This window comes from Streptomyces sp. SX-6, from assembly GCF_059089585.1.
In genome coordinates this window covers 157,152-171,499 of record NZ_JBTHHU010000013.1, presented here as the reverse complement: position 1 = coordinate 171,499, position 14,348 = coordinate 157,152, and the positions used below count along the sequence as shown (strand labels likewise).

Annotated in this window: 12 protein-coding genes; 4 read left to right on the top strand and 8 right to left on the bottom strand. The window is 72.8% G+C overall.

Features of this window, described 5'->3' with window-relative positions; all coding sequences use genetic code 11:
• Positions 1–23 precede the first annotated feature (23 nt).
• Positions 24–1,169, top strand: a complete 1,146-nt coding sequence (locus ACV530_RS18470) for a cobalt-precorrin-5B (C(1))-methyltransferase (RefSeq protein ID WP_494333619.1) — start codon at positions 24–26, stop codon at positions 1,167–1,169.
• A gap of 2 nt (positions 1,170–1,171) precedes the next feature.
• Here the strand turns inward: ACV530_RS18470 and ACV530_RS18465 are convergent, their stop codons facing one another.
• From ACV530_RS18465 to ACV530_RS18455, 3 genes are all read right to left on the bottom strand, one after another.
• The gene (locus tag ACV530_RS18465) at positions 1,172–1,552 is read right to left on the bottom strand and encodes a MerR family transcriptional regulator (protein ID WP_494333618.1); all 381 of its coding nucleotides are present in this window, start codon (positions 1,550–1,552) and stop codon (positions 1,172–1,174) included.
• 27 nt (positions 1,553–1,579) lie between these two features.
• Positions 1,580–2,596, bottom strand: coding sequence for an MDR family NADP-dependent oxidoreductase (locus tag ACV530_RS18460; protein WP_494333617.1), 1,017 nt, complete (start codon positions 2,594–2,596; stop codon positions 1,580–1,582).
• A 77-nt stretch (positions 2,597–2,673) separates the two neighbouring features.
• Positions 2,674–3,507 carry a MerR family transcriptional regulator gene (locus ACV530_RS18455; protein WP_494333616.1) on the bottom strand — a complete coding sequence of 278 codons (834 nt, stop codon included), beginning with the start codon at positions 3,505–3,507 and terminating at the stop codon, positions 2,674–2,676.
• 149 nt (positions 3,508–3,656) lie between these two features.
• Here ACV530_RS18455 and ACV530_RS18450 point away from each other — a divergent pair, with 149 nt between their 5' ends.
• Positions 3,657–3,923: a dsRBD fold-containing protein gene (locus ACV530_RS18450; RefSeq protein WP_494333615.1), complete on the top strand. Its 267-nt coding sequence runs from the start codon at positions 3,657–3,659 to the stop codon at positions 3,921–3,923.
• A 62-nt stretch (positions 3,924–3,985) separates the two neighbouring features.
• Here ACV530_RS18450 and ACV530_RS18445 read toward each other — a convergent pair whose 3' ends face one another.
• A complete protein-coding gene (locus ACV530_RS18445; RefSeq protein ID WP_494333614.1) occupies positions 3,986–6,412 on the bottom strand; it encodes a galactose oxidase early set domain-containing protein in 2,427 nt (808 codons plus the stop codon).
• On the bottom strand, positions 6,409–7,854 hold the full coding sequence (locus tag ACV530_RS18440) for an ArnT family glycosyltransferase (RefSeq protein WP_494333613.1): 1,446 nt from the start codon (positions 7,852–7,854) through the stop codon (positions 6,409–6,411). The genes ACV530_RS18445 and ACV530_RS18440 overlap by 4 nt, the downstream gene beginning before the upstream one ends.
• A gap of 365 nt (positions 7,855–8,219) precedes the next feature.
• Here ACV530_RS18440 and ACV530_RS18435 point away from each other — a divergent pair, with 365 nt between their 5' ends.
• Positions 8,220–9,470: a glycosyltransferase family 2 protein gene (locus tag ACV530_RS18435; RefSeq protein WP_494333612.1), complete on the top strand. Its 1,251-nt coding sequence runs from the start codon at positions 8,220–8,222 to the stop codon at positions 9,468–9,470.
• A 27-nt stretch (positions 9,471–9,497) separates the two neighbouring features.
• Here the strand turns inward: ACV530_RS18435 and cobM are convergent, their stop codons facing one another.
• Entirely contained in the window at positions 9,498–10,256 is a 759-nt protein-coding gene (cobM, locus tag ACV530_RS18430) for a precorrin-4 C(11)-methyltransferase (RefSeq protein WP_494333611.1), read from the bottom strand.
• Positions 10,253–11,479 (bottom strand): precorrin-6y C5,15-methyltransferase (decarboxylating) subunit CbiE, encoded by a 1,227-nt coding sequence (gene cbiE, locus ACV530_RS18425; protein ID WP_494333610.1) that lies wholly within the window; start codon positions 11,477–11,479, stop codon positions 10,253–10,255. The genes cobM and cbiE overlap by 4 nt, the downstream gene beginning before the upstream one ends.
• Positions 11,480–11,559: 80 nt before the next feature.
• On the opposite strand from cbiE, the gene tsaD reads away from it, so the two are divergent.
• Positions 11,560–12,642: a tRNA (adenosine(37)-N6)-threonylcarbamoyltransferase complex transferase subunit TsaD gene (gene tsaD / locus ACV530_RS18420; RefSeq protein ID WP_494333609.1), complete on the top strand. Its 1,083-nt coding sequence runs from the start codon at positions 11,560–11,562 to the stop codon at positions 12,640–12,642.
• Here tsaD and ACV530_RS18415 read toward each other — a convergent pair.
• Positions 12,621–14,069, bottom strand: coding sequence for an SDR family NAD(P)-dependent oxidoreductase (locus tag ACV530_RS18415; RefSeq protein ID WP_494333608.1), 1,449 nt, complete (start codon positions 14,067–14,069; stop codon positions 12,621–12,623). The two genes, tsaD and ACV530_RS18415, sit on opposite strands and share 22 nt — an antisense overlap.
• Positions 14,070–14,348: the final 279 nt, after the last annotated feature.

Here is a 14,348-nt window from a genome sequence, read left to right as displayed (position 1 = left end):
CGATGATCTTTTCGGTGATCTTCGTGGCTGAGACGGAGACGACGAAAACATCGGGCGGCCGTACCGCGCAACTCGCGCACACCGGGCTGCGCCACGGCTGGACGACCGGGGCCTGTGCGACGGCGGCCACGACGGCCGCGTACACGGCGCTGCTCACCGGCGAGTTCCCCGACCCGGTGACGATCACGCTGCCCAAGGGGCAGACGCCCGGCTTCGCGCTCGCCGCCGAGGAGTTGGGGGACGGACGGGCGATGGCGGGCATCGTCAAGGACGCCGGCGACGACCCGGACGTCACGCACGGGGCGCTGATCCGCGCGACCGTACGGGCGCTGCCGCCGGGCTCCGGCGTGGTGTTCCGGGCCGGGCCCGGCGTGGGCACGGTCACCCGGCCCGGGCTGCCGCTGCCCGTCGGGGAGCCCGCGGTCAATCCGGTGCCGCGGCAGATGATGCGCGACCACGTGGCCGAGGTGGCCGCGCGGCACGGCGGCACGGGCGATGTGGAGATCGAGATCTCCGTCGACCATGGCGAGGAGATCGCCCGTTCCACCTGGAACCCGCGGCTGGGCATCCTGGGCGGGATCTCCATCCTGGGCACGACCGGGATCGTGGTGCCCTATTCCTGTTCGGCGTGGATCGACAGCATCCGGCGGGGAGTTGATGTGGCGCGTGCGGCGGGGCGTACGCATGTGGCGGGGTGCACGGGCTCGACCTCCGAGAAGGTGGCGGTCGCCGTGCACGGGCTGCCCGAGGACGCCCTGCTGGACATGGGCGACTTCGCGGGTGCCGTGCTGAAGTACATCCGCCGCCACCCCGTCGACCGGCTCACCATCGCGGGCGGCTTCGCCAAGCTGTCCAAGCTGGCCGCGGGCCATCTCGACCTGCACTCGTCGCGCTCGCAGGTGGACAAGGGCTTCCTCGCCCGCCTCGCCCGCGGCGGCGGTGCCGACGAGGAGCTGGCGACGGCGGTCGCCGCCGCCAACACGGGCCTGGACGCGCTGCAGCGGTGCGCGGCGCGCGGCGTCCCGCTCGGCGACCTGGTGGCGGCCACCGCCCGGGGCGAGGCCCTCGCGGTGCTGCGCGGCGCACCGGTGGCGGTCGACGTCATCTGCATCGACCGCGCGGGGACGATCGTGGGGCGGGCGGAGGCGAGGGGCCCGGCCGGGCGGTGACGTCAGGCGCAGGAGGCCGGAAGTCCTGCCCGGGCGGCGAGCCGGTCCCGTACGCCGGTCAGCCTGGCGATCTCGGCGTCGAGGGCGGCGAGCCGGCGCGCGACGACACCCTCGGACCGGGTGCACATGCCCTCGGGAACGCCGGGCGGCACGGGTTCGTCCTCGGACAGCAACGGCCGCTCCATGCAGGCGCGGACGTCCTCGACGGTGAGGCCGGCGGCGAGCAGCTCGCGCACGAGGCGGACACGGGCCACCTCCTGCGCGCCGTACCACCGCTGTCCGGTCGCGGTACGCCGCGGCGGGGGCAGCAGCCCGCGCTGTTCGTAGAACCGCAGCGCTCGCGGCGTCGTGCCCGCCGCGGCTGCCGCATCACCGATCCGCACTCCGGCCTCCCCTTACAACTCCACGACTTACAACTCCACGACGACGGTGCCCAGGTGGCGTCCGCCGATCACCTCGTGCAACGCCTGTGGGGCACGTTCCATGCCCGCGACGCGTACGTGCGGGAAGTCGATCTCGCCGGAGCGGAGCCATCCGGCGAAGCGCTCGTCCCACTCGGCCCGTACCTGCGGGCCGCCGCTGAACGCACGCAACGCGAGGCGTTTGACGATGAGTTGCATCAGGTCGAGCTCCACCGGTGCCGTGGTGCCGGTGCCGTCCGGCGCCATCTGCCCGGACAGCGCGCCGACCAGGGCGAAGCGGGCGTCGTGCCGGGCCGCCGCGACCGCCGCCCGCAGTTGCTCGCCGCCGACGGTGTCGAGGACGACGTCGATGCCGTCGGGCGCGGCCTCGGCCAGTTGCTCGCCGAACGGCCGCGTGCCTCGGACCACGACCGCGTCGTAACCCAGCCCGGCCACCAGCCGGTCGGCCTTCTCCTGCGAGCCGGCGCTCCCGATCACCCGGCCCGCGCCGAGCAGCCGGGCAACGCGGCCTGCCGCCGTGCCGATCGAGGTCGCGGCCCCGGATATGAACACCACGTCCCCGGGCCGGACTTCGGCGTCCCGGGTGAGGGCGCCGTAGGCGATCCACCCCTGGGACAGATGGGCCGCCGGGTCGGGCAGCTCGTGGCGCAGCGGCAGGCACTCGGCGGCGGACACCGCCGCGTACTCCCGCCACCCCTTCCAGTGCGCCACCAGCTCGCCGGGCCGCACCGGGCCGCCCGGGGGCGCGGAGACGACTTCGCCGACCGCCGCCCCGATCAGGGTGTCCCCGGGCCGCAGGCCGGGGACGGCGGCGCCCGGCACGCTGCCGCCGAGGAGCGTGCGCAGGTACGCGGCGACGTGGAAGTACCGGTTGCGGACGAGCACTTCGCCCTCGGCGGGCACGGGCAGCGGTGCCTCGACGAGGGCGAGGTCCTCGGGCCTCGGCAGTCCGGCCGGCCTGGCGGCGAGCCGGACTTCGCGCGAGGTGCGGGGCAGGGCGGGCATGGGGACTCCTCCGGGTTCGGCGCGCCGTACGGGGTCGTACGGCGCGCCGACGCTAACCCCTCACCCGCGGGTCAGGGTCAAGCCTTCGTCCGCGTGACCGGCTCCTGCAGTTCGGTCACCCAGTCCGCCCGGTTCTCGGTGCACTCGAGGTAGAGCTCGCGCGCGTACCCCGTGGACCGGAGGCCGTTGGCGGCGATCCCGTGGGCCAAGGCCTGGGCGGTCGGCATGATGTCCTCCATGGCGCCGTGGTGCACGATCGTGGCCGCCTCGACGGGCGGGAGGTCCACGAGCGAGAAGCCGGACCCGGCCGGGGGCTTCGTCGCGGCGGGCACGGGCATGGCCGCGTGGACGAGGAGGCCGCCGGAGCCGTCGGGGGCGTCCTCGTAGTAGGCGATGCCCGGTCCCGTCGGGGTCACGCCGCCCTCGTCGAGCTGCCGGCACAGCTCGGCGAAGAGCGGTGTGATGACGGGGCCGATGTCCTCGGGCGCGTAGCTGGCGGCCGTGGCGCTCAGCTCGGCCACGCGGACCGCCGGGATGTGTTTCATCACTACGTCGTCGGTGCTCATGGTTCCCTCGCTCTCGATGCTGCGGAGCCTCGCCGCGACCTGGGTCAGCCGTGCCCCGGCGGCCGCGACGGCGGCCTCGAGTTCGGCCTGCCGCAGCCGCAGCATGCCGCGCAGCTGCTCCACGCCGACCTCCTCGTCCACGATCGCCCGGACCTGCTGCAAGGTGAAGCCGAGGTCTTTGAGGGCGATGACACGGTTGAGGCGGGCCAGCTGTCCCGCCTCGTAGGAGCGGTAGCCGCTGACCGGGTCCACATGGGCCGGGCGCAGCAGCCCTATGGCGTCGTAGTGCCGCAGCATGCGGACCGAGACACGGCCGTGCCGGGCGAATTCTCCGATGGTGAACATGATGCGGTCAGTCCACCGGATGACACGGTGTCAGGGTCAAGCGCCCTGTTCCCGGCCCCCCGGCCGCGCATGCGCCCCGGACGGGGGCGACGTAGCCTGGCAGGAGGAGGGGTACGGCCTGCTGGCCAGGGGTTTCGGAGGTGGTACCCATGACGATGATTGCCGGTTGGCATGTCGAGGTCGAATTCGAAGAGGACCGGGACGACCGCCGCGTATGGGCGGCCGGCCTGCTCCGGCTGCGGGACGGCACGGAGCTGCGGGCGCGGGCCCACGCCACCCGTCACCCGGACGATCCGGGCGAGCTGCGGATCGGCGAGGAGGTGGCCGGGGCCCGCGTGCTCGAGGACCTTGCGGCCCAGCTGAAGGCCAAGGGCGGCCGGGAGATCAGCGCGCTGCGCACGGCTGCCGCGCACTAGCCGGCGCACGTAACCGGCGCACGTGGCCGGCGCACGGCGTGCCGGTCGTCCCGGCCGGCCCGTCAGTGGTGTCCTGTGCGGCCGCAGGCGATGCCGGTGCGGTTGGGATCGAGGTGGTGGCGGTCGTCGCCGTGGACCGTGAGCCGGCCGAAGCCGTGCTCGCGCAGCCACGCGCACGGTCCGCCCGGCCCTGTCCGGGGCAACGTCCACGGCACGCACTGCCCCGCGTCGCCGTAGCCGTGGTCGCAGCCGTCGTAACCCGGCGGGACGGTGACGCCGTGCTGCGCGTGTGCCGCGGGGTGCTGCGGTGCGGCCAGTTCGTCGGCGAAGCGCTGGACGCGCGCGGCGGCGACCTGGCCCTGCGGGCCGACGCGCACCCAGCTGGACACCGACGGCACGCCGTTCGCGTCGACCACCGACAGCATGTACCAGCCGGGCGGGGCGAGGTTCGGGTTGCTGGTGAGGCTGAGGTCGATCGTGTTGCCGTGGACCGTCATGGGCAGGTCCACGTACCGCTGGTTGGGGTCGGAGGAGTGGGTGACGGCGGCGGGCCGGATCAGCGACGCCTTGACCACGGGCTTGTCGACCGTGATGCGCTGGGTGGAGCCGTACGCCCAGGCGTCCTTGGCCACCGAGGTGATGCTCGGCCGCGGGCCCTTGAAGAGGTAGGGCGGCTTGAAGACGGAGACGCGCCGGTCGAAGGAGCCGTCGCCGGGGTTGTTGCCGATGCTCAGGACCCGGCCGTCGGGCAGCAGCGTCGAGGACGAGTGGTACGTGCGCGGCACCGGGTCGGCCGCGAGGCCGGGCCGGAACGTGTTGGTCGCCGGGTCGTACAGCGACGCCTCGAAGACCGGGTCCTCGCGGTAGGTGTGCAGCGCGCCGCCGGTCTCGAGGACCTTGCCGTCGGGGAGGATCACCGCCGAGACATAGACCTTGCCCTCCGCGCCCTGCTGCCTGCGGCCGTTGGCGTACGTGCCCTGGGGCAGGTCGGGGCCGGGCAGGTAGCGGGGCGAGGCGGCCTTCATGTCGATCAGGTCGACGAGGCGGTGGGCGTCGGGCGCGACGGTGTGGTTGCCGCCGCCGATGGTGATCACCTTCTGGTCCTGGGCCGGAGGCAGCAGGACGGACATCGACTGGTCGCGCTCGTCCTTGCGGCGCAGCCCCGGGACATCGGTGACCTGGCCCTTGTCGTAGTCGTAGACGGACGCCCCGGTGCCGTCCAGGCCGCGGCCGAAGACATGGCTGCCGGTGTAGAAGAGGCGGCCGTCCTGCAGCAGGATCATCGCCGGGTACAGCCCCCAGAAGTGCCAGGCCTGCTTGGCCTCGCCCATGCCGAGCCAGCGCTTGCCCGCCGTGGAGTAGTGCTCGTTGACGACGGTGCCCGAGGAGTCCTCGCCGAGCCCGCCGAAGGACACGACGTCGCCGTTGCCGAGTTCGGTGGCGGAGGGGTACCAGTGGCCGGCGTTCAGGTCGTTGGTCCTCGTGTACCGGTTGGTGGCCGGGTCGAAGACGTAGGACACCTTGAGGCCCTTGTAGCCGACCTTGCCGTCGGGGGACGCGTAGTCCTTGTTGCCGCCCATCACCAGCACGCGCCCGTCGGGGAGTTGGACGTGTCCGGCGCAGAAGAAGTCGTCGGGCGTCGGCACGTCGGTGAAGGTCTCGGCCACGGGGTCGTAGACGGAGGTCTTGAACGTGCCCGCCTTGAAGGCGTCCCGGTCGTTCCCGGAGCCCGCGATCAGCAGCACCTTGCCGGTGTGCAGCAGGACGGAGTGGATGGCGCGCAGCGGGGCGGGGGCCTGCTTGACCTCCCACTGGCCGCGGCAGTCGGGGCGGCCCGCGGGCGCGCAGGGGTCGACCGGCGGATCGGTCGGTACGGTCGCGTCCACCATGGAGTAGTCGTCGGTGGTGAGCGAGCCCACGCCGTACAGGGCGGCACCCCAGGTGATCTGGTCGGTCCGCTCGGGGATGACGGGGGTGCGGACCTCGGCACGGCTGTACGCGCCGGACCGCGGCAGGGTCTTGAGGTCGGTCCAGAAGACCCAGCCCGCACGGGTGTCGTGGCGGAACACCGTGAGGGTCACGTCGGGCGTGGTGGAGGTGTACCAGAGCGACAGGTCGTACTGGTGGCCCGTGACGACCTTGGGCGCGCAGGCGTCCTCCCGCATCATCACCTTGCGGTCTCCCCCGGCGCGCCGGGTCATGTCGATGCGGACCGCGTGGTCGCCGGAGTGGGCCTGGTCGCGGCCGGTCACGGTGTACGTGACGGTCTGGTCGCCCCAGCCGGCCTTCTCGAAGCACGTGGGGAAGCCGTCCGGGCCGAGCGTCTCCAGGCCCGGGTTGGTGACGAGGTTGTCCGCCGCGCGTGCGGCCTGCGCGCCGGGCTGAACGACCGCGAGGCCCGCGGCGATCAGGGCGGTGACGAGCAACAGGAGTCTGATACGGGCACGTTGGACACGTTGGAGAAGTCTTCTCCGGTGGTGCGAGGTCATCGGTCCCCCTTCACTACCTTGAGTATGTCGATCCTCCCGCCCCCTTCTCCGAAGGTCGCGACGGCCTTGGAGTGTGCGAACAGCGCGCGCACGGTGGGCAGGTTGTGCTGCTCCCCGCGCAGGGCGGGGGTGGAGACGACGTAGTCGATGTCCCGCCAGCCGTGCGGCAGGGACGCGGCCACGGCGGAGTCCTGGTCCAGCTTGTAGTGCCAGATCACCTTGCCGGGCGTGAACCCGGCGTCCACGGCGTCCAGCCACAGCACCCCGTCGGTGACGATGCGGGTGCCGGCCGCGTCCCGGACGTGGCCGGCGCGCAGCCATGCGGCGGCCTGGTGGTAGACGCCGTTCTGGGTGGCGGTCAGGGCCAGGCGGGTCTGCCGTACGTGCTGGGGTCCCGCGGCGAGCGCCACGGCCGCCAGCAGGACGGCCACCGCCGGCAGCCGCCAGGTGTGCCGCGCGGGCAGTGCCCGTATCAGCGCCTCGGACGCTCCGGCGAGGGCCAGCGCCAGGAACGGCAGGAGCTGCACGACGTACATCTGCGGCAGATAGCCGCCGGGGCGCAGGGCGACCAGTACGAGGGCGGCCACGGCCAGCCCGACCGGTCTCAGATGTCTGAGGAACAGCGCGGCCACGGCGGCCGCGCAGCCGCCGGCCAGGAGCAGTGTGTCGCCCGAAATCCAGCCGTGGACCAGGATGTTGGCGTCGGTGCCGGCCTCGAAGGCCGATCCGCTGCCCTGACGTCCGCCGAGCTGGAAGCGGAGGGTGCCGAGCAGGGAGACGTGCTCCGGGCCGGGCAGCAGCTCGCCCTTGAGGAGGGCGTAGAGCGGATAGAACAGCACGGTCAGGACCAGCCCGGAGGCGAACCCGGCGACGGAGAACGTACGGGTCTTCGGGTGGCTGCGCTGCCACAGGGCGTAGATCAGCGCCGGGAGCAGGACGGTGATGGTCTCCTTGGAGAGCATCGCGACGGCGAAGGCCATGCCCGCGGCGATGTGGTGCCACAGATGGCGGCGCGGGGACAGTGCGAGGGCGAAGGCGGCCAGGGCCCAGAGGGTGGCGAATCCGTCGAGGTAGATCTGGCGCTGGAGGGTGATCGCGAGCGGCGAGAGGCCGAGGAGCAGCATCGCGCCCGCGGCGGCGGCGCGGCCCATTCCGAGCCGACGGGCGACGAGATGGACGAGCAGCGCGGTGGCGGCGACGACGACCAGCATGGCGGCGCGGCCCTGGACGAAGGCGGGCGAGCCGGGCATCAGGGCGGCGGGAAGCCAGGAGAAGGCGGCGAGTTGTATCCAGCCGAGGGGCGGGTGGTCGTACCAGTAGGTGTAATGGGCGAGGCCCTTGCCGTGCTGGACCGCCCACGCCTGGGCGAGATAGGTCCCCTCGTCGTCGTTGGGAAATGGGTAATTGCCCATGTTCCAGGCCCTGATGGCGACGATCGCCATCAATAGAAATGTCACCAGGACGAAATCCGCGCGCAATCTTTTCCGGCGGCGGGTCGGAGGTCTTGATTCCTCTCGGGGTGCGACGGGCTCCGCGACCTTCCGGACATTCGGCCGCAGCGCGGCATTCCTCACGACGTGCCTCCCCCAGGGCCCGGCCGGGCCGACGACGAGACAGGCTGGCACACCACAACGGCACATGACCAGAAGCAAATGAGCCACCGGCGGCGCGAAGTGACGTCGCAGGTCAGGACGTTCTCGGCAGAACCGTGAATTCCGTATCCCGATTCCACGGGGACCATGGGGCAGGCGTGCTAACTTCCCCATGGGAATGGGGAGTACACAATCGGAAATCGTGGGGGGAATACATGCTCTCCGTGGTCCTCGTACTGGACTCGGTGGTTCTCATGGCCCTGGCCGGTGTGACCTTGTGGTGGATGATGCACGCATGGCGCACTCCCGAAGTGCTGGAGTCCACCGCGTTCGCCGAACCCGACGGCCTGCACGGGCTGTCGTTCTCGCTTCTGGTGCCCGCCCGGCACGAGGAGGCCGTCCTGCGGCACACCGTCGAGGGGATGCTGCGCATCGACCATCCCGCGTACGAGATCGTGGTGATCGTCGGCCACGACGACCCGGGCACCTCGGCCATCGCCCATGAACTGGCCGCCGAGCACCCGCACATGGTCAAGGTCGTGGTGGACACGCACGAGTCCAAGAACAAGCCCAAGGCCCTGAACACCGCCCTGGCGCACACCAGCGGCGACATCGTCGGCGTCTTCGACGCGGAGGACATCGTCCACCATGATCTGCTCAGACATGTGGACTTCGCCTTCCGCCGCGAGAACGCCGACGTCGTGCAGGGCGGGGTGCAGCTCGTCAACTACCACTCCAGCTGGTACAGCCTGCGCAACTGCCTGGAGTACTTCTTCTGGTTCCGCAGCCGGCTGCACCTGCACGCCCGCAAGGGCTTCATACCGCTCGGCGGCAACACCGTCTTCGTCCGGGCCGCGTTGCTGCGCGAGACGGGCGGCTGGGACGGCAACTGCCTCGCCGAGGACTGCGACTTGGGGGTGCGGCTGTCGAGCCAGGGCGCCAAGGTCGTCGTCGCCTATCACGCGGCGCTCGTCACCCGGGAGGAGACGCCCGACTCACTCACCGCTCTCCTCAAGCAGCGCACCCGCTGGAACCAGGGTTTCCTCCAGGTGTTGCGCAAGGGCGAGTGGCGCAGGCTGCCGGGGTTCCGGCAGCGGGTCCTCGCCCGTTACACCCTCAGCACGCCGTTCCTCCAGGCCGCGACCGGGGTGATGATCCCCTTCGGTCTGCTCATCGCCTTCGTCGGCGGAGTCCCGCTGGCCGTCGCGCTGGCGGCGTGGCTGCCGATGCTGCCGATGGCCGCGATGATGGTCTTCGAGGCCGTCGCCCTGCACGACTTCGGCCGCGCGTACGGCTTCCGCATCCGGCCGGTGCACTACGTCAAGCTGCTCGTCGGCGGCCCGCCGTACTCGGTCCTCCTCGCCGTCGCGGCGCTGCGGGCCGTGTGGCGCGAGTACCGGGGCCGGTCGGACTGGGAGCTGACCTCGCACGTCGGCGCCCACCTCGACCGGGAGCCCGTCGGCTGACCCCCGGCCCTCACCCGCCCCCGGCACTCACAGACAAGGCGTGTGCTCGCGGTCGCGGCCGCCCGAGTAGAGGTGGCTGTCGGGGAACTGCTCCGCGGCCAGCGTCCGGCCCACGATGATCACCGCGGTGCGCACCACTCCGGCCGCCTTCACCTGGTCCGCGATGTCGGCGAGCGTGCCGCGCAGGACGAGTTCGCCGGGGCGGCTGGCCATGGCCACGACCGCGGCGGGGCAGTCAGGGCCGTAGTGCGGGAGCAGTTCGGCGGCGACCTCGTCGGCATGGCGGGCGGCGAGATGCAGGACGAGCAGGGCGCCGCTGCGGCCGAGGGTGGCGAGGTCCTCGCCGGGGGGCATGGGGGTGGCCTGGCGGGCGATGCGGGTGAGGATGACGGTCTGGCCGACGGTGGGCACGGTCAGTTCACGGCCGAGCGCCGCCGCGGCGGCGGCGAAGGCGGGGACGCCGGGGACGATCTCGTACGGGATGCCCGCGGCGTCGAGGCGGCGCATCTGCTCGGCGACGGCGCTGAAGACGGACGGGTCGCCGGAGTGCAGCCGGGCGACGTCGTGCCCGGCCTCGTGGGCCCGGACGAACTCGGCGGTGATCTCGTCGAGGGTGAGCCGCGCCGTGTCGACGAGGCGGGCGCCTGGCGGGCATTCGGCGAGGAGTTCACGGGGCACGAGGCTGCCCGCGTAGAGGCAGACGCCGCAGCGGGCGAGGGTCCGCGCGCCGCGCACCGTGATGAGGTCGGCGGCCCCGGGGCCGGCACCGATGAAGTACACGGTCATGACGGTTGGCCTTCCTTGGCGACGGACCACTGGGTGACCGGCATGGCCTGGCGCCAGCCGGTGAAGCCGCCCACGGGGACGGCGCGGGAGACGGCGATACGGGTGAGCTCGCCGCCGTGGCGCCGGTACCAGTCGGCGAGCAGCGCCTCGGACTCGAGGGTGACGGTGTTGGCGACCAGCCTCCCGCCCTCGGGCAGCGCGCGCCAGCAGGCCTCGAGCAGGCCTGGCGCGGTGAGGCCGCCGCCGATGAACACGGCATCGGGCGCGGGCAGTTGACCAAGTGCCTCGGGCGCGGCGCCGGTGACGACGCGCAGGGCGGGTACGCCCAGGGACTCGGCGTTGCGGGCGATGCGTCCGGCCCGTACGGGGTCGCGCTCGACGCTGACGGCGCGGCAGGAGCGGTGGGCGCGCATCCACTCGATGCCGATGGACCCGGAGCCGCCGCCGACGTCCCACAGCAGTTCGCCGGGGGCGGGGGCGAGGGCGGCGAGCGTCGCGGCCCGTACGTGATGCTTGGTCAGCTGGCCGTCGTGCTCGAAGGCTTCGTCCGGCAGCCCGGGGGTGAGCGGCAGCCGGGGCGCCCCGGCTTCGCGGTGGCACTCGACGGCGATGACGTTCAGCGGGTCGCCGGGCGGGTGGGGCCAGTCCTGCGCGGTGCCCTCGGCGCGGTGCTCGCGGTCGCCGCCGAGTTGTTCGAGCACGGTCATCCGGCTCGGCCCGAACCCGCGCTCGCGCAGCAGCGCGGCCACCTCGGCGGGCGTACCGGCTCCGGCGGAGAGCAGCAGCAGCCGGCGGCCCGGGTGCAGGGCGGCGGCGAGCGCGGCGAGCGGACGGCCGACGAGGCTGATCACCTCGGTGTCGTGCAGCGGCCAGCCGAGGCGGGCGCAGGCGTGGGAGACGGAGGACGGGTGCGGCAGCACCCGCAGCCGCCCGGCGCCGAGCACCTCGGCGAGCGTGCGGCCGATGCCGAAGAACATGGGGTCGCCGCTGGCGAGGACGCACACGCGCCGCCCGGCGTGCGCGGCGAGCAGCCCCGGGATCGCGGGGCGCAGGGGCGACGGCCAGGCGACGCGCTCGCCGGGACACTCCGCGGGCACGAGGCCGAGCTGGCGCGGGCCTCCGACGAGGACCTCGGCCCGGCGCAGGGCGTCACGGGACGCGGGGGCGAGGCCGGGCCAGCCGTCGGCGCCGATGCCCACGACGGTGAGGGGGAGGTCAGTCACGCCGGAACTCTACTGACCTGGGCGGATGCCCGGGGAGCCGGGGCTCGCCCCGAGCTTGTTGCATAGGATGTGCAACTACTATGAAGAGGCAGAAGAAGCGTTCACCGGTGGTGCTGGGTATCGAGTCGTCCTGCGACGAGACCGGTGCCGGTCTGGTGCGGGAGGGCAGGCTGCTGGGCCACGCGGTGGCCTCGAGCATGGACGAGCACGCCCGCTTCGGCGGCGTCGTCCCGGAGATCGCGGCCCGCGCCCATGTACACGCGGCCGCCCCGGTCGTCCGGGCGGCGCTCGCCGACGCGGGCCTGGAGACGGCCGACATCGACGCGGTCGCGGTGACCACCGGCCCGGGCCTGTCGGGCGCCCTCCAGGTCGGGGTGGCGGCGGCGAAGGGCCTGGCGTACGCGCTGGACGTACCGCTGTACGGCGTGCACCACCTCGCGGGACACGTGGCCGCCGACACCCTCGAGCACGGGCCGCTGCCCGATCCCTGCGTGGTGCTGATCGTCTCCGGCGGCCACACCTCACTGCTGCTCGTCCGGGACCTGGCGCGCGATCCGATCACGCACCTCGGCGACACCCTCGACGACGCGGCCGGCGAGTGCTTCGACAAGGTCGCCCGCGTCTTCGGCCTGCCCTATCCGGGCGGGCCCGCCGTGGACCGCGCGGCACGCGAGGGCGACCCGCGCGCGGTGCCCTTCCCGCGCCCCCTCACCGGGCCGCGCGACGAGCCGTACGCCTTCTCCTTCTCGGGCCTGAAGACGGCCGCAGCGCGCTGGGCGGAGGGCCACCGGGCGGCCGGACGGCCGCTGCCGGTCGCCGACGGCGCCGCCTCGCTCCAGGAGGCCGTGGCCGACGTCCTCACCCGCAAGGCCGTGACCGCCTGCACCGCGCACGGCGTGGGCACCCTGGTCGTGGTCGGCGGTGTGGCCGCCAACTCACGGGTGCGCGCGCTCGCACAGGAGCGCTGCGCCGCCGCCGGGATCGAGCTGCGCGTACCGCCGCTGCGGCTGTGCACCGACAACGGCGCGATGATCGCGGCGGTCGGCGACCTGCTGGTACGGGCGGGCGCCGAGCCCGCACCGCTGGATGTGTCGGTGGACCCGTCGGCGCCGCTGGAGTACGCGGCGCTGCACCCGCGGGCTCACCAGTTGGCGCGCCGGTAGTCCTTCAGGAAGCACCCGTAGAGGTCCTCGCCCTCCTCGCCGCGGACGATCGGGTCGTACACCCGCGCCGCGCCGTCCACGAGGTCCAGCGGCGCGTGGAAGCCCTCCTCCGCCATCCGGACCTTGTCCGGGTGGGGGCGCTCGTCGGTGATCCAGCCGGTGTCCACGCTGGTCATGAGGATGCCGTCGGCCTGGAACATCTCCTGGGCGCTGGTCCGCGTGAGCATGTTGAGCGCCGCCTTGGCCATGTTGGTGTGCGGGTGTCCCGCGCCCTTGTAGCCCCGGCTGAAGACGCCCTCCATCGCGGAGACGTTCACGACGTACTTGCGCCGGGCCGGGGACGCGGCCATGACCGGGCGCAGCCGGCTGATGAGGATGAAGGGCGCGGTCGAGTTGCACAGCTGCACTTCGAGCAGCTCGACGGGGTCGACGTCGGAGACCGTCTGGATCCAGCTGTTGGTGGCGTCCAGGTCCGGCACCAGGCCGCCCGCGTCGATCGCGGTGCCGGCCTCGATCCGGGCGAGCGAGGCCGAGCCGCCGACGAGCGCCAGGTCGGTGACGTCCTGGGCGGTCAGGCCCCCGTCGCGCCCGGCGGGCAGGGCGGCGACGGCGTCCACGGCACCGCTGCCGAAGGCGCCGATCACCTCGGCCGCGGGCAGTTCGCCGGCGGGCAGCGGCGCGGACTCGGCGCCGACCAGCTCGCTGTAGGCGCGCGGGGAACGGCGCACGGTCTGGGCCGCGTTGTTGATCAGGATGTCGAGCGGGCCCTCGGCCGCGACGGAGTCGGCGAGGGCGACGACCTGCGCCGGGTCGCGCAGGTCGATGCCGACGATCTTCAGGCGGTGGATCCACTCGTCGCTGTCGGGCATCGCCTTGAAGCGGCGGATCGCATCGTTCGGGAAGCGCGTGGTGATCGTCGTGTGCGCGCCGTCGCGCAGCAGGCGCAGCGCGATGTACATGCCGATCTTCGCCCGGCCGCCGGTGAGCAGCGCACGCCGGCCGGTCAGGTCGGCGCGGGCGTCGCGGCGGCCCCGGTTCTCGGCGGCGCACGCGCGGCAGAGCTGGTGGTAGAAGACGTCGACCTCGGTGTAGCGGTCCTTGCAGACGTAGCAGGACCGGGGCCGCACGAGTATGCCCGCGATCTCGCCGAGCGCGGTGGAGCTGGGCAGGATGCCCTGCGTCTCGTCGTCGATGCGCTCGGCGGAGCCGGTGGCGGTGGCCTCCGTCACGGCCTTGTCGTGGGCCGTCTTGGCGGCGCGGCGCTCCTGGCGGCGGCGCTGCTTCACCGTGCGGTAGATACCGGAGGTGGCTCGCCGCACCATGATCGCGTCGGGGTGGTCGACCGGGAGCTCGTCGAGCTCCTGGAGCACGCTCAGGCAGATCGCCATGCGCTCCGGATCGATACCCGTCTCTTCAGTGACCGTCATCGCCGCTGTCGTTCCCAGTCCATACGTTCGATTGAAACTTCCCAGGAACTGTACGTAGGCAAGGGCGGCCGCGCCAAACCCGCGCGGGACCGGGCAGGGGCTCCGGGTGATCCACGAGCCGCCGCATTGACGCCCGCTCGACGCCCGCGCGCCGGGATTCCCCCGTCAAACCCCTTGTATCACATCTGACTTATTGCCCTTTACGGGTTAAATGCCGCCCGAAAAGCCCATTTTGGTGCATCCCGCCTGGAACCGCCGGTCACAATTGGCGCTCAAAAC

Excerpts from the sequence above, each read along its gene's own strand:
- ACV530_RS18440 (WP_494333613.1), bottom strand. The coding sequence starts at position 7,854 with ATGGCGATCGTCGCCATCAGGGCCTGGAACATGGGCAATTACCCATTT.
- tsaD (WP_494333609.1), top strand. The coding sequence starts at position 11,560 with ATGAAGAGGCAGAAGAAGCGTTCACCGGTGGTGCTGGGTATCGAGTCG.
- ACV530_RS18445 (WP_494333614.1), bottom strand. The coding sequence starts at position 6,412 with ATGACCTCGCACCACCGGAGAAGACTTCTCCAACGTGTCCAACGTGCC.
- ACV530_RS18460 (WP_494333617.1), bottom strand. The coding sequence starts at position 2,596 with ATGCCCGCCCTGCCCCGCACCTCGCGCGAAGTCCGGCTCGCCGCCAGG.
- ACV530_RS18415 (WP_494333608.1), bottom strand. The coding sequence starts at position 14,069 with ATGACGGTCACTGAAGAGACGGGTATCGATCCGGAGCGCATGGCGATC.
- ACV530_RS18450 (WP_494333615.1), top strand. The coding sequence starts at position 3,657 with ATGACGATGATTGCCGGTTGGCATGTCGAGGTCGAATTCGAAGAGGAC.
- ACV530_RS18435 (WP_494333612.1), top strand. The coding sequence starts at position 8,220 with ATGCTCTCCGTGGTCCTCGTACTGGACTCGGTGGTTCTCATGGCCCTG.
- ACV530_RS18455 (WP_494333616.1), bottom strand. The coding sequence starts at position 3,507 with ATGTTCACCATCGGAGAATTCGCCCGGCACGGCCGTGTCTCGGTCCGC.
- cobM (WP_494333611.1), bottom strand. The coding sequence starts at position 10,256 with ATGACCGTGTACTTCATCGGTGCCGGCCCCGGGGCCGCCGACCTCATC.